At 57.5% G+C, this 13,982-nt stretch carries 10 protein-coding genes; 6 read left to right on the top strand and 4 right to left on the bottom strand.

From position 1 onward, the window contains the following. Positions 1-149: 149 nt before the first annotated feature. Entirely contained in the window at positions 150-908 is a 759-nt protein-coding gene (locus tag R3D51_03705; GenBank protein MEZ5898579.1) for an SDR family oxidoreductase, read from the top strand. A 20-nt stretch (positions 909-928) separates the two neighbouring features. Here the strand turns inward: R3D51_03705 and R3D51_03700 are convergent, their stop codons facing one another. Further along, positions 929-1,708 carry a pyrimidine 5'-nucleotidase gene (locus R3D51_03700; GenBank protein ID MEZ5898578.1) on the bottom strand — a complete coding sequence of 260 codons (780 nt, stop codon included), beginning with the start codon at positions 1,706-1,708 and terminating at the stop codon, positions 929-931. A 1-nt stretch (position 1,709) separates the two neighbouring features. Continuing rightward, a complete protein-coding gene (argB, locus tag R3D51_03695; protein MEZ5898577.1) occupies positions 1,710-2,648 on the bottom strand; it encodes an acetylglutamate kinase in 939 nt (312 codons plus the stop codon). Positions 2,649-2,883: 235 nt separating this feature from the next. On the opposite strand from argB, the gene R3D51_03690 reads away from it, so the two are divergent. The 4 genes from R3D51_03690 to R3D51_03675 all read left to right on the top strand — a co-directional run bounded on the left by R3D51_03690 (position 2,884) and on the right by R3D51_03675 (position 8,883). Next, positions 2,884-4,914, top strand: a complete 2,031-nt coding sequence (locus tag R3D51_03690; protein MEZ5898576.1) for a Clp protease N-terminal domain-containing protein — start codon at positions 2,884-2,886, stop codon at positions 4,912-4,914. A gap of 255 nt (positions 4,915-5,169) precedes the next feature. Next, a complete protein-coding gene (locus R3D51_03685; protein MEZ5898575.1) occupies positions 5,170-6,564 on the top strand; it encodes a DUF3300 domain-containing protein in 1,395 nt (464 codons plus the stop codon). 51 nt (positions 6,565-6,615) lie between these two features. Continuing rightward, complete coding sequence (locus R3D51_03680; GenBank protein MEZ5898574.1) at positions 6,616-7,569, top strand: DUF2950 domain-containing protein; 954 nt, start codon at positions 6,616-6,618, stop codon at positions 7,567-7,569. Positions 7,570-7,830: 261 nt separating this feature from the next. Next, positions 7,831-8,883, top strand: coding sequence for a transporter substrate-binding domain-containing protein (locus R3D51_03675; protein MEZ5898573.1), 1,053 nt, complete (start codon positions 7,831-7,833; stop codon positions 8,881-8,883). A 51-nt stretch (positions 8,884-8,934) separates the two neighbouring features. Here the strand turns inward: R3D51_03675 and R3D51_03670 are convergent, their stop codons facing one another. Beyond that, positions 8,935-11,979: a DUF3857 domain-containing protein gene (locus R3D51_03670; protein MEZ5898572.1), complete on the bottom strand. Its 3,045-nt coding sequence runs from the start codon at positions 11,977-11,979 to the stop codon at positions 8,935-8,937. A gap of 621 nt (positions 11,980-12,600) precedes the next feature. Beyond that, positions 12,601-12,936, bottom strand: a complete 336-nt coding sequence (locus R3D51_03665) for a hypothetical protein (GenBank protein ID MEZ5898571.1) — start codon at positions 12,934-12,936, stop codon at positions 12,601-12,603. Positions 12,937-13,038: 102 nt separating this feature from the next. On the opposite strand from R3D51_03665, the gene R3D51_03660 reads away from it, so the two are divergent. Then, positions 13,039-13,968: a LysR family transcriptional regulator gene (locus R3D51_03660; GenBank protein ID MEZ5898570.1), complete on the top strand. Its 930-nt coding sequence runs from the start codon at positions 13,039-13,041 to the stop codon at positions 13,966-13,968. Positions 13,969-13,982: the final 14 nt, after the last annotated feature.

Here is a 13,982-nt window from a genome sequence, read left to right as displayed (position 1 = left end):
AGTCGTGGGTAGGCTTTTGCGATACGTTTGGCGAACTCCGAAATCCTTTCCAAACCAAGTGAATGGTTCGCATCATACCTTCGCCATGTGGCCTCGGCGCGATGAGGGCGCTATGGAGGGGCATCGGCCATGCAAAGTGGAGCACATTCATGACAGCGAAGAACAGGGTCGCCATTGTTACAGGCGCAAGCTCCGGCATCGGAAAAGCAGCTGCGCTGCGCCTCCAATCGGCCGGCTATGATGTCGTGATAGCTGCCCGGCGCGTGCATGAGCTGGAAGAGGCGGCGGCCGAGGCGTCTGCAGACGCTGGGCGGATTTTGGTGGTAGCTTGCGACGTCACCAACCCAGGCTCGGTAAGGTCGCTTTTTGAACGCACGCATAAAGAGTTTGGCCGCCTGGACGTGCTGTTCAACAACGCCGGGATTTTCGCACAAGGCGCGCCGATTGATGAGGTGAGCTACGAGACGTGGAAGAAAATCGTCGATGTAAACATCAATGGCATGTTTCTTTGCGCGCAAGAGGCTTGGAAACTGATGAAGGCCCAGGATCCTCAAGGGGGCCGCATTATCAATAACGGGTCGTTGTCAGCGCATAATCCGCGTCCTTTGTCGGCGCCCTACACCACGACCAAACACGCGATCACCGGGTTGACGAAGTCGATATCGCTCGATGGGCGGCCCTATCGCATTGCCTGCTCGCAGGTCGATATCGGTAATGCGGCAACCGATTTTACCGCGCGGATGGCGACGGGAATTCTTCAGGCCAATGGCGAGATGATGGTCGAACCGCGCATGAACGTGGCCCACGTTGCGGATGCGATCCTCTATATCGCTGATCTTCCGCTTGAGGCGAACGTGCAGTTCATGAGCCTGCTTGCGACCAACATGCCCTACATCGGCCGCGGCTGATCGTTAGCGCTGGTTGTCCTCTAATCGGATTTGCGCTCGTCCTCTTCACGAAGAATGCCGGTCGCAATGAAATCGGTCAGATCCTCGGTGAGATGATGGACATGAGCGGGTAGCTCCCGCCAGTGCCGCATTTTGAGCTGCGCGGGGTGGTCGATGTAGTCGGACTTTACAAGAACGGTCGTCATGCCCAGCTCGTGGGGAGCTTCAAGATTATGCGGCATATCCTCAAACATCGTCGCCGTCTTCGCGCTGACGCCGTGCCGCGCGATCATACGATTGAAAGCATCGCGCTCGGGCTTCGGCACGAAATCACAGTCGGCGATATCGCAGATGTCTTCGAACAGGTGCAACACGCCGATTTTTGCAGCGACGTTTTCCGCGTGCCGCCGCGATCCGTTCGTGAAGATGAGGCGCCGTCCCTCCAGACGTTCGATTGCGGATGCAAGCGCGGGCAGTTCCGGCAAGGCCGATAGATCGATATCGTGCACGTAGGCGAGGAACGGCTCTGGGGCGAGCTTGTGGACCTTCATCAACCCCGACAACGTCGTGCCGAATTGACGGTAATAGGCCTTCTGCAAGTGGCGCGCGTGGGCGTAAGGAACGCCAAGATATTTGGCGATGTAGGATCCCATCCGGTGATCGACCTGGGCGAACAGGTTGCAGGCGGCCGGATAGAGCGTGTTGTCGAGATCGAAGATCCAGGTATCGATATGGTCGAAGCCGCGCGCATCCTGAGACGGCGCGGCGTTCGTTGAATTGCGCTTGAGGGCAGACGCGGGAACGTCGTCGCCAGCCGCCATTCTATTTGCCTCGTTTGCGATCCGGGCGCGCGACCATGGTGCCGACGCCGTGCTCGGTAAACAGCTCCAGCAATACGCAGTGCGGCACGCGACCGTCGATGATGACCACGGCTTCGACGCCCGCTTCCACGACTTCGATGCAACCTTCAAGCTTGGGGATCATGCCGCCTGAGATCGTGCCGTTGGTGATCAACGCGCGCGCCTCTTCGGTCGTCAGTCGCTCAAGCAGATTCTTGTTCTTGTCGAGCACGCCGGCGACGTCGGTCAGCAGCAGGAGGCGCTTGGCCTGCATCCGCGCGGCGAGCGCCGACGCAAACGTGTCGGCGTTGATGTTGAGCGTATCGCCCTCGCGGCTTATTCCGACGGGCGCGATAACAGGAATGAGGTCTGATTTGGAGATGACGTCGACGATGTGCGGGTTCACCTCGACCGGGTCTCCGACGTAGCCGATGTCGACCGCCTGCATCAGGTTGGACTGTGGGTCCGGCATCTCCGTGATCTTCTTGGCGATCATCAGATTGGCATCCTTGCCCGAGATGCCGACGGCCTTGCCGCCTTGCCGGTTGATGGCCGAAACGATCTCCTTGTTGATCTTTCCAGCCAGCACCATCTCCACGACCTCAACGGTCGGTTTGTCGGTGACGCGCAATCCGTGGACGAAATCAGACTTGATCTCGAGCTTCTTCAGCATACTCGCAATTTGAGGTCCACCGCCGTGGACGACGACCGGATTGATGCCGGATTGCTTCAGGTAGACGATGTCCTTGGCGAACGCGTCGGCCAGCCCTTCGTCACCCATGGCGTGGCCGCCAAACTTTATGACAACGGTCTCTTCGTCATAGCGGATGAGATGCGGAATTGCCTCTGCAAGGATACGTGCCTGCTCATGCACGGAAGGATGCACGGAAGATTTTTTCGAAGCATCGGCGGGTGTCGTCACAGGAGTTCCTCAAGGTTGGCCAAGCATCGTGTTTGTTGGGACTTATATCGGGTCATTGGGCTGCCTCAACGGATTTTCAGCACAATCGGCCATTAGAAGGGCTGCGGATTCGCGGGCGCGTCGTTTTTCCCCACCCCGATGTGGAGACGCGGGATACGGGCTTGGCTTAGGATTGCGCCTGCGGGCAGGTTCATTTTGTATGCCTATCACGGGCGGCGGCAGTGGGGAGTGGAGCATGACGGATCTGGCCGTGGCCGATCTGAGCCATATTCCGGTTTCTCAGGGACTTGCAGCGACATTGGCCCGGGCCTCGGAGGGCGCACGGGCCACGGGCGCGCAAGAGGTTTCCCTTGAGCACGTTCTGGCGGCGCTCTGCGACGATCCAGATGCTGCCGATGTCCTGGCTGCGAGCCAAATCGACGGCGCTAGACTGAAGAGCGAAACGATCGCGTACCTCGCTCAGTCCGCTGAGCCTGGCGGCGTCCGATTGCCGCCGGGGGGACAGATCGGCGTCTCTCCGCCTTTGATGCGCATTCTCGAAGCCGCCGCAGCTGCCGCGCGGGGAGGACGGCGTCGCGATATCAACGGTGCAATTGTGCTCGCTGCGATTGTAGGAGATGGCAGCAGCAAAGCGGCCCAACTGCTTCAAGCCCATGGACTGACTTTTGACGGTGCCATTCGCGCGCTGCAGGCGGCCCTGGCGCAACCTTCTCGCAACGACACACCCTCCATGGCGCCTGCCGAGGACGTACTGGCGCGCGCTAGAGAGCGCGTTCAGTCGCGCGCCACGCCGTCGTTGCGCGATATCATGCGCGAAAAGTCGGACGAAGTGACACCGGGCGGGCCTAGCCCCGCATCGCCGGTTACGGGCAACTTCCCAGACCGTGTCGCCCCCTATGGTGCAAGCGACGACGATCAACAACGCGACTTGGAAGCTCCGGCGCAGGAGTTCGACACGGCGGACGACGTGCGAGCCGAAAGTGCTGCACCGCCGCCGTCTTCTCCAAATGCTCCGAGGTCCGAAATTGCACCTCCGCCAAGCTCCGAAGGACAGCCTGCCGGGTCACCTTCTCAAAGCCCTCCTTTGCAAGGCGGTGGGGCAACCGACACGGCCAAACCTCAGTCTGGCGAAGCATCAACACCGCCAGCGGCGCCAAGTCCCTCTCGACAAGCTGCACCGAGTGCTGCTGATTCCGGTCCCAACTGGCAGCCGCCGGTTGAGCGGCCGGCTGCGCCACCGTCTTGGGTAAATACTGCGCCTCCTGGTGGTGCCACGCCTAAGCCTTTGCCTCCTGTTGCTCCGCAACCGGCATTTCCCGCACCGGCCCCACCTGCCGACGGCGTTTCGGGGCAATCTGCAGCGGGGCCTCCACCGGGTGTGCTTCCTCAGGGTGGGCCTCTTCCTCCATCGTCATCGCCGCCCGGGTTCGAGGTGCGCCGCACCGGTGGCCCACAGCCTCCCCCAATTCCTCCACCGATGCCAAAAGGCCCGCCTTCACCCGGTGGTTTCGGGGCAGCCCCCCTGGCACGCGGCCCTGGAGCACCCCATGCCATGCCACCGGGCTTTCCGCCTGCAAATGCGCCGGCCGGTCCTCACAGTTTACCGATGGGACGGCCGCAAGCTCCTGCAGCGGGCGTCACGCCATCGGCCAAAGCGCCCTCGCCTTCCCTTGCAAGCGCGCCGGCAAAGCCGCGCCGCAAGGAGGCGCCGCGCGAACCGGAGAAGGCCGAGCTGGGGCAGCTTACGGAGAACGTACCGCGTGCAATGCGCGTGGGCGTGACGGAGCGTGTCGAAATCCGTATCGGCCGCGCGCACATCAAGAATATGGCCGAAGGCATGGAAGGCGGCGGCCTTGCTTGGCAGCACGAGGTCACCGTCACCAAGGCGATGTCGGTTCGCGTGCGCGCGCCGGAAGGCGGTTTCTTCATAGAGACAGCGTCACCAGAGACTCAGTGGATCGACAATCAGTTTGACGAAGCCGGTAATGATTTTGCGAGTTGGCGGTTCCTGATTACGCCGCAGCATCGGGGCTGGGCTACGCTACGCATCATCATTTCAGCCCGCACCGTGGGTTCGGATGGCGTGGTCGCCGAGACAGCATTTCCCGATCAGGTCATCGAAGTGAAGGTACGTACGAACTATGGCAAGGCGTTCAAGCGCACGCTGGGTTGGCTGTTCGCGGCGATCGTCGGCGGTGCGCTGGCCAGGTTCGGCGAAGGCGCTTTTGACATTGGTTCAGGGCTGATTTCCAAATTTCTAAGTTAGCCTGACCAAATGCCTCTTAGTGCAGACGCGCCACCCGCTCATGTAGACTACGAGAACGGCGCTCTTGTCATAAATTGAGAATTAAATGCTTGAGATAGGTCATTATCGTTCCGACCGGCCGGAAAAATATTTGGCTGCAAGGCGCTTGAAGGAGCGGATTGAGTGTGTGCATGTGACGGCTTCAATTCGCGGGAATTGCGGGCCGTTCAGTTGCAGATGGCGTATCGAGATTTGGTGAAAGTCATGGGTACTGCGATGATCAGTAAGTTGGCGTATCGAGGCGTGAGTGTTGGTGCGATCGCATGTGTCGCCGTTTGGGCGGCAGGCTATCTGCTTGCAGTCGAGTCACTCGTCCCTGCGCCAGTTCGCGCAGAGGCACAAGCAAAAAACAGTTCGACACTTCTGAGCAAAGAGCAGCTCGATCAGATGCTGGCGCCGATTGCGCTATATCCGGATGATCTTCTCTCAAATGTTTTCATGGCATCGACCTATCCGCTTGAGGTCGTGGAGGCAGCGCGCTGGCGCAAATCGAATTCCAAATTGAAGGGCAATGACCTGACGAAGGCGTTGGAGTCGAAAGATTGGGATCCCAGCGTGAAGTCCCTCACGCAATTTCCAGAAGTTCTGCAGTCAATGAGCGATAAACTCGACTGGACGCAAAAGCTAGGCGATGCATTTCTCGCTCAGCCGGACGATGTCATGGCTGAAGTGCAGTTCCTTCGTAAGAAAGCCGATGAAGCTGGTTCGCTGAAATCGAACAAGCAGCAGAAGGTGACCAAGAAGACCACAGACAGCAAGGAATACATCATTATCGAACCGGCCAGTCCCCAGGTCGTGTATGTCCCGGCCTATAATCCCACTGTCGTTTACGGGTCGTGGTGGTATCCGTCTTATCCGCCATATTACTGGAATTACGGCTACCCAGCTTCTTCGTTTGTTTCTGGCTTCTTCTGGGGTGCTGGTTTCGCCGTCGCCAACAATCTTTGGGGCTGGGGCCATTGCGATTGGTACCACCACAACGTCGATATCGACGTAAATCGCTACAACAACATCAATGTCAATCGCACGCAGATAACCTCCAATACCTGGAAGCATGATCCGAAGCACCGCGGACCGGTCCCATATCGCAATCCGCAGACACGCGAGCAATACGGAAAGCTCAACGATCAAAGGCGTGACGCGCGCGATCAGTTCCGAGGGCGAGACGGCAGCGTCGATCAAGAAAAGGTCAAGGAGCGTTTGGACTCCGTCGACCGCGACAAGGTCAAAGATAAGGCTCAATCGATCGACCGTGACAAAGTCGCAGACAAAGCCCAATCGGTGGACCGCGATAAGATCAAGGACAAGGCCAAGGACGTCGATCGAGGTAAGGCCGCGGAGAAAATGAAGAGTGTCGACAAGTCCCAGGCGAAGGAGCGTGTTTCTTCGTCCGGCAAGGCAAAACAGGCGGCCTCCAAGAAGGGGTCTAGCGCGCTGAATGTGAAGCCGGCGCAGACCGTCAAGAAACAGTCCAATCGGGGCAACGCCAGCCTCAAGTCGGCAGCATCACATCCTCGCCCGGCAAGCGGTGGCGGACGAGCCGCTGGAGGTCATCCCGGCGGCGGTCACGTCGGCGGAGGGCATCGAGGTGGTGGTGGCAGACGTCGCTGATCACTTGAGACATTCAAAAGGAATTCAAACGGATCATTTGGAGTGATCGTTATGCGAACTCTAAAAGCTTTGCCCATCTCGAAGATGTTTGTAAGCCTCGCTTTGGCAATGACAGCGCTTATGGCAGCCCCGGCCGGATCGTATGCTGCTTCTTCCCAAGAGGTCTTCAAAAGCCCTAATGAGGCTGTTGACGCGTTGGTGTCAGCCGTGAAATCGGATGACAAAGAAGCGCTCATCAAGGTGCTCGGCCCTGACGCGTCGGATGTGATCGATTCCGGCGATGATGTTTATGACGCTACGTTGAGGGAGAAATTTGTCTCCGCCTACGACAAAGCGCACCATATCGAGGCCGAAGGAGACGCCAAGTCGATCCTCATCATCGGGGACGATGACTATCCGTTTCCCATTCCTCTCGTCGCATCGAATGGATCGTGGCAATTCGATACGCCAGCAGGTGCAGAAGAAATTCTCAGCCGCCGGATAGGTGAGAATGAGCTGAACACGATCCAAGTGATGCGCGCCTACGTCGATGCGCAGGATGACTATGCTGCAGTTGACCGTGACGGGAAAGGGCCCCAGTACGCACGTCGCCTCATGAGCAGCGCGGGCAAACACGACGGCCTTTATTGGCAAACCAGCGAAGGCGAGCCGGAAAGTCCGATTGGTGCCCTCGTCGCCAAAGCGAGTGCACAGGGCTATAAGCCCGGCAGCGCACACGGCGAGACCAGCAATCCCTATCACGGCTACGTCTTCAAAATGCTGAATGCCCAGGGACCACTTGCTCAGGGTGGAGCAAGGGAGTTCGTATTGAACGGCCGCATGATCGGCGGTTTTGGTCTGGTGGCGACGCCGGCCGACTATGGCAACTCTGGGGTAATGACTTTCATCGTCAATCAGGACGGCAAAGTCTATCAGCGCGATCTGGGTCCGGACTCAAGTGCGTTCGTCTCGAAGATGACGGTCTTCAATCCCGGCAAGGATTGGCACGAAGTGGACAGCGAATAGCCGGTGTTCGGAGCAGGCCACGTTAAGCCGAGGTTTAACACGTCAGATCTGCAGTTCCTGAGAGCGCGGAGTCATGCATTACGCGCTCTTAGTGTTTGCGTTGCGGATGGCTGGTTTTACAATGCCGACGTCGCTTGTTAGGGTGCCTGCAAAGACCGACAACCCCAAAGGCTTCCCGTTTTGGTAATTCGACGTTCTTTTGCCGCGACGTGCAGGACTCTAATCGCTCTAATTGCTCTCTGTCTGTTCAACGCCGCCTCCTTGGCGCAGTCGGCTCAGACAGATACCCCCGCCAATACGCCAACTCCAGCAGAGAAGCTGAAGGTTGCCACGAAAGTCGCGCCTCCATTCGCCATGCAAGCGGAAGATGGGCGTTGGACGGGCATCGCAGTTGAACTCATCGAGTCGATCGCTCGCGACCTTAACCGCGACATCGTTTGGAAAAGGGTCGAGACCAGCGAAGACTTAGTGGCTGCGGTAGAGAAGCAATCGGTTGATATGGGCGTGGCAGCTGTATCGATCACGGCTGCGCGTGAGGCGAAGGTCGACTTCTCATATCCCTACTACGATTCAGGGCTATCTATTGCCGTCGTAAGGAACCGAAGTTCGGGGTTCTGGGACATTATGAAAGCGTTAGGGTCTCCGGCATTTCTGACGACCGTATCAATGCTCGGGCTGTTGTTGCTGATTACCGGCGCGGTGATGTGGGCTATGGAAAGGAAAGGCAATTCGCAACAGTTTCCAAAGAAGCCGATCGAGGGCATTGCCAACGGGTTCTGGTGGTCGGCCGTGACCATGACAACAGTGGGCTACGGCGACAAGGCGCCGGTCACGCCGCTAGGCCGTGCGATTGCCGTGATCTGGATGTTCGCCGCCCTTATTCTGACCGCGGTGTTTACTGCGCAGCTGACGGCGTCTTTGACCTTGGAAGGAATTTCCGGCCCGGTATCAGGACCCAGAGACTTGCCGAATGCGCGGGTAGGCATCGTGGCGAAGTCGGCGACGGCTGATTACTTCCACCAACGCTTCATCGGAACACGAGGCTTTGAGGATGTCGCGGCGGGGCTCAAGGCTGTGGAAGTAGGAAGCATTGATGCCTTCGTTCACGATGAGCCCATCCTGCGTTACGCGGCGCTGCATAACTTTGCCGGCCGGGTTCAACTTCTAGACCAGATATTTGAACCGCAAAGTTATGGAATCGTGCTGCCATCGCGAAGTCCGTTGCGCGAGCCGGTGAACCGGTCGCTTCTAACCATTCTGGAATCTGATCGTTGGTCCACGATCAGGCGACGCTACTTGGGACAACGCCCCTGACCTTGGCGATGACGGGCAGCTGGATGAGCAATTGCTGAGCGCAGTGAAGGACTACTGGAAGTAGCTGTTCATACGATCAGTTTCTTCCTTCTTCATAGGCGGCGACTTTCGTGTCGTCTTCCGCTTGGAAATGGATCCTGTCACTGTTGACTGCGTCTTGCCGTCGGCGGGCGCTGCTTGAGGAACGGCGGTCGTCTCGAGTTGCGATCTGCTCTTGTCTTCACCGGCACCATCTACTTGCGAAGTCGAACCTTTCGCAGTCTGTGCTGAGGCGTTTGTGGCAACACCACCCAATGCTTCAAGTTCGAATCTTGCAGCAGTGTACTCTGTATAATGCACCACCTTTAGTTCGCGTGCTTTAGCGAAATGCTCGCGTGCCTTTAGTTTATCGCCTTTTATCAGGTAATATTGCCCGATGTAGAAATGGCCTTCACACGAATCCACCGCTGCTTCCATCCCGGTTTTTTTCTTCAACAATGCCAGGATGTCTTCCGGCGAAAGTTTGCCGTGTAGCATTGCAAGCGCCGGCCTGGGCCAAGGGGCCGTCGCGGCCATGGATGCGCGCTGCGCTAGGTCTTCGGGGATTGGCTTATTAAGACGTTGCAGGGTCCACGTCAGCCAGATGTCGCTATAGACCTGATTGTATGGATCATCGATTTCGCTGACTCTGGCAAAATCCTCCGCAGCGTCTTCGAGCATACCCGCATAGAATTTGTCGATGGCGCGAGCTTGCAGACGAGGGCCAGCTTCCGAGCCAAGGGTCAATGCGAGTGTTTGATCTTCTATACTCTCCTTGAAGAGGCCGGCAGCAAAGCGGGCCTCTGCGCGGCACTTGATCATGGTTGGATCATTGGGCGCGATCTCCAGCGCTTTGGCAACGTCTTCTAGGGCTCCCTCAAATTCACCGAGATCCGAGCGGGCCAATGAGCGCGAGCAATAGGTTGAGGCAAGATCCATTCCCTTAAGATGACCGGAATCAATTGCCTTCGTGTTGTTGGAAATCTGCCGGCGCCGGTCATCCTCTATGGTCTTGGCTGGGTCGGAGGTGTTCTTCGACTTGCTAGTCGAGGCGACCTTCGCGAGCTTTCCGGGCACGACGACGGCGCCAATCGGATACCTCTCAATCTCCTGCAGAGCTTTGGCGTATTCCTTGAAGTCGGCGGGCAAGACGCGGTCGGCGCGGGTCTTGAGAGAAACGATTGTGTAGACCATGTTGCCTCGATAGCGGCTGGTCAGCGACGATTCGAAATGCTTGTTTTTGGTGTTCAACGCGAAAGGCGTTTCCCAAATGTTGACGTTCTCGGGCAGCTTCAATGTCATGCTGTAGAGTGCATTGTATGGGTAGTCGGGAATGGCGATTGGCGCCACTCTTGAGCTGGATGGCTGAGGCACCAGAATGCCCTTCACGTTGCTCGCATCAAGCCGAACGAACCAGTTTCCGGACTGTTCGATTGCCATATTCGGGACGTTGTAGTTCGTGGTGATCGTAACGAAATTGTTTTCTGGGTCATCCACGAAGCTCAATTCGCCGTCGATTTTTGCGCCTGGAAACCGCTGTTCAATCTTGTCGGTATAGAATTTTGCGAACTGATCGCTTGGCATTTGCTGGCGTGCAACGCGCATCGACTCAGCCGTGACCGAATTCATCACTAGCCTAATTGTCAGGTGTCCCTCGCCCCCGAATTTCGTGAACGACGCTGTCTCATTGATCTCTATTCTGTTGGCTTCTCGAGATTGCGAAACTGGAACCACGGTAAGGTTCGAAGTCTTCGCGTCAACAAGTAGTACTTGTGTTCCCTGATAGGGCCGGCCCATGGCCTCAAGTTTGCCGTGTTGTCCGAGACGCGTAGGATCGAGATAGTAGGTTTTGCCCTTGAGCCGCGCCTCGACGATCGCGTGATCGAATGACGATGGGCTCGGAAGACCTTTATCCAGTCCGCCGCGACGCTGAACGGAAAGCAGGACCGGCCGACTTTGGAGGCCAAGCCTGTCGAGCAGCGTGACGAGCAGCAACGTCTTGTCTTTGCAATCGCCGTAGCGTCTTTGCAGAACGACATCCGGTCGTGTGGGACGGTGCGAACTTTCGCCGAGTGCAATCGAGAAGTATCGAATCTCACGCTGCACGAATTCTAGAGCCGACACGAGGCGCTTTTCGTCGGAAGTCTCTGTCTTCAGTCGCGCCACCAGTTCGTCAAACGCCGTGCTTTCAAACGCTTCTGGCTTGAAGAGTTCATCGGCCCATTTGGCGACCTCATTCCAACTTTCATATTCAGAAAATTCGATCCAGCGGCCGGAGATGTAGTCGGAAGGAACGAGCTGCTCTACTTGTGGCGTTGGGATATTCTCTGCGTTGAACTCGATCCGCCGCAGGTTGCCTTTTGTCGATTCTGTCGGATGAAGTTGATCTCGTTTGTTTTCCGATACGAAGCGCCATTTGATGTCGCGTCCATCGGCAACGTTCATGATCACGCGGCGATGCATAACTGGTGCATAGCTGTCCCAGCTCGCTGCATCATAGTACTTTCCGGCGAACACCGGGTTTTGACCATCTATGGAGTAGGCATATTCTATGGTGTCGCCTGCGCGCAAATCATTGACCAGGATCGAGGCCGTGATGGCGTCGTTATAAACGCCCCTCTCAAGATTGATATCTCGCTGAAGAAATCTCGGCTTTGAGGATTGAATACGGTCCAAGGACTCTTGGCCACGATGGATGACGAGTTTGTGCAACGTCAGATGCTGATATTGCGGAACGAAGACAATCGAGATTTGTCCCGCTGAACTCAACGAGCTGGGATCGTTGACCTGCAAAGCGTGATGGATATAGACCGATGGCCGGTCAGAGGCAAGAAACTGCGTGTCTCCGAGCCGTATTGCCATTGGTTCGGTGGACTGGCCCTCTGGCAGCGCCGTCTCTTCAGCCCAGTCCGGGATCTGTGCGGAAACCGAATAGGCCCCGGCGTCGATTTTGACTTCGCTCAATTGGTCTTGAGGCATCTGCGCATAGGCAGCAGAAATGCTGATAGTTGGCACGTGAAGAAGCATCAGAAACGCAATGATCGGGCGCAGGGCAGGCGTGCGAGGCCAACGCTTCATAGATGTTCCCCCCGGGGTCGGTTCAAAAAGGTCGCTGCTCTGTGCGCGGAAAGCACGTCGCTGCAGAGCGGAGAGCAGCCCTCAGACGTCGGACCTAAGCATGATTCGTTTTGCGGTTGCATTTGGCGCAATGTTGCCGATAAGCGTGCGCTGTGGATGGATTGAGACCAATTGTGGGAAACGCTGAGACTCGTTGATGATCAACTTCTTCGCGATCAATCGTGTCAACGTGGGATGGGGGTGGAGTTCCCCCGATAGCCGCCCGGAAGGCCAATCTCTCCTGCCAGACCGCGTCGCTTTATGCGGTCGGAGGCAGAGGCGTGCCAACTCCTAGCTGCCGGACCAATCGAGTGTCGCCCGAAACGAAAGGGCCATCCTATGCGTGCAAGTTCCGCGCTCAAGATCCAACTGAAGAACGTTCGAGCAGGTGTGTGAATCGCTCTTGGTCAAAACAGGAAGAGGATTATGAAGTGAGGGCCTGCACGACGTCCGCCCAGGCTTACGGATTATAGGGATCTGCGGCGTCGGCATTGCGCTCGTCGCTACCGTGAATGACGACGCCAGCACGGTATAGGGGCCGGCTGAACCGGCCCCGAAACCGCGATCCACTTGCCATTATCGTCAGTTCGTCACTGGGGCTTTCATCACCTGGACGCGATTGCCCTGGCGGCTGATCTCGATCATCGTTGGCGCTTCGCCGATTTTCGACGGGGCCGATAGAGTCATGCTCTGCCCCGGCGCAAGAACCGTCTCGAAGCGGACAGCCTTGCTATTGGCATCGGCGAGCGTAGCGACAACACGATAGCCGCTTTTTTCTTCAGTGTAGTAGGCGATACCGTTGACGGCGCCGAGGTCGATCGACTGGCCCCGATAAGCTGCCAGTTCAGCGGCCTGAGCGGTGGTCCCGAGGCCAACGGCGAGGCCGAGTGCGGCAAAAGCAAACTTAAGGTTCTTCATGGTCATTGGCTCCTGATCCGTTCGGAAAGGACACGAGTGTCTTTCCCTGTGATCGAGAGAATGGTACGAGCGAGGTAATTAGTCCAATAGATTGGATTCATAATGTCCATCGATTATATTAATTTATCCCGCGTCGATCTGAACCTTCTCGTCGCCTTCGACGCTCTGATGACCGAGCGAAGCGTGACAAAGGCGGCGGGTCGGGTCGGCCTTGGGCAATCGGCCATGAGCCACAACCTCGCCCGATTGCGCCAACTGTTCGATGATGAATTGCTTGTGCGTGCGCCGGAAGGTATGCGCCCGACGCCGAAGGCGATGGCGCTCTCCGACCGTGTGCGCATCGCGCTTTCGGGCATCCAGACGCTCGTCTCTCGCGAAGAAGAGTTCGTGCCGGCAAAGGCGGAGCGGATCTTCAGAATTGGACTACCCGACAGCGTAGAAATTCTGATCGGCCCCAAGCTGCTCGCGATCGGTTGCGAAGAGGCTCCGGGAATTCGCTTCCGCTTTTACTCCACCGACGAGCGCCAGTTGCTCGATGAGATTGATGCCGACAACATCGATATCGGCATTGGCATCGGCACATTTCCTGACGGGCAAGTCCATCATAAGCAGCGACGGCTCGCAACGGACACCTACCTGTGCATGTTCAACAGCGCCAAAGTTGGATTTAAGCCGCCCATCACGCTTGAGAAGTACGTGCGCTTGCCGCACGTTCTGACGAGCTTACGCAAAGGCGAGCGCGGTGTGGTCGACGATGCGCTCGAGAGAATCGGTAAATCCCGCAAGGTTGCGCTGATCACGCCGAGGTTCATCGGCGTTCCGTTCATCGTTGCCGGCGCTCCGGTGGTCACGACGATGCATGCGCGGCTGGCGCGCATATTTGCCAAGGAACTTGATCTGGCCCTCAGCCGCGTTCCGGTCGAACTACCCGAGGTGGTAATCTCGATGCTCTGGCATGCATCGTACGACGCTGATCCTGGCCATGCCTGGCTTCGGCAGGCCATCGTTCGAGCAAGCGGCAAGGCGCGCTAGATGTCGTGTGGGTG

This window comes from Hyphomicrobiaceae bacterium (assembly GCA_041397645.1).
Lineage (GTDB): Bacteria > Pseudomonadota > Alphaproteobacteria > Rhizobiales > Hyphomicrobiaceae > Hyphomicrobium_B.
Note: the sequence above shows the minus strand (reverse complement) of the source record. Positions and strands in the feature narration are given on the sequence as shown.

What these genes read in the sequence shown, in the direction of transcription:
- R3D51_03665 (MEZ5898571.1), bottom strand. Translation starts at nt 12,936, where the DNA reads ATGAAGAACCTTAAGTTTGCTTTTGCCGCACTCGGCCTCGCCGTTGGC.
- R3D51_03670 (MEZ5898572.1), bottom strand. Translation starts at nt 11,979, where the DNA reads ATGAAGCGTTGGCCTCGCACGCCTGCCCTGCGCCCGATCATTGCGTTT.
- R3D51_03685 (MEZ5898575.1), top strand. Translation starts at nt 5,170, where the DNA reads ATGATCAGTAAGTTGGCGTATCGAGGCGTGAGTGTTGGTGCGATCGCA.
- R3D51_03680 (MEZ5898574.1), top strand. Translation starts at nt 6,616, where the DNA reads ATGCGAACTCTAAAAGCTTTGCCCATCTCGAAGATGTTTGTAAGCCTC.
- R3D51_03690 (MEZ5898576.1), top strand. Translation starts at nt 2,884, where the DNA reads ATGACGGATCTGGCCGTGGCCGATCTGAGCCATATTCCGGTTTCTCAG.
- R3D51_03660 (MEZ5898570.1), top strand. Translation starts at nt 13,039, where the DNA reads ATGTCCATCGATTATATTAATTTATCCCGCGTCGATCTGAACCTTCTC.
- R3D51_03705 (MEZ5898579.1), top strand. Translation starts at nt 150, where the DNA reads ATGACAGCGAAGAACAGGGTCGCCATTGTTACAGGCGCAAGCTCCGGC.
- R3D51_03700 (MEZ5898578.1), bottom strand. Translation starts at nt 1,708, where the DNA reads ATGGCGGCTGGCGACGACGTTCCCGCGTCTGCCCTCAAGCGCAATTCA.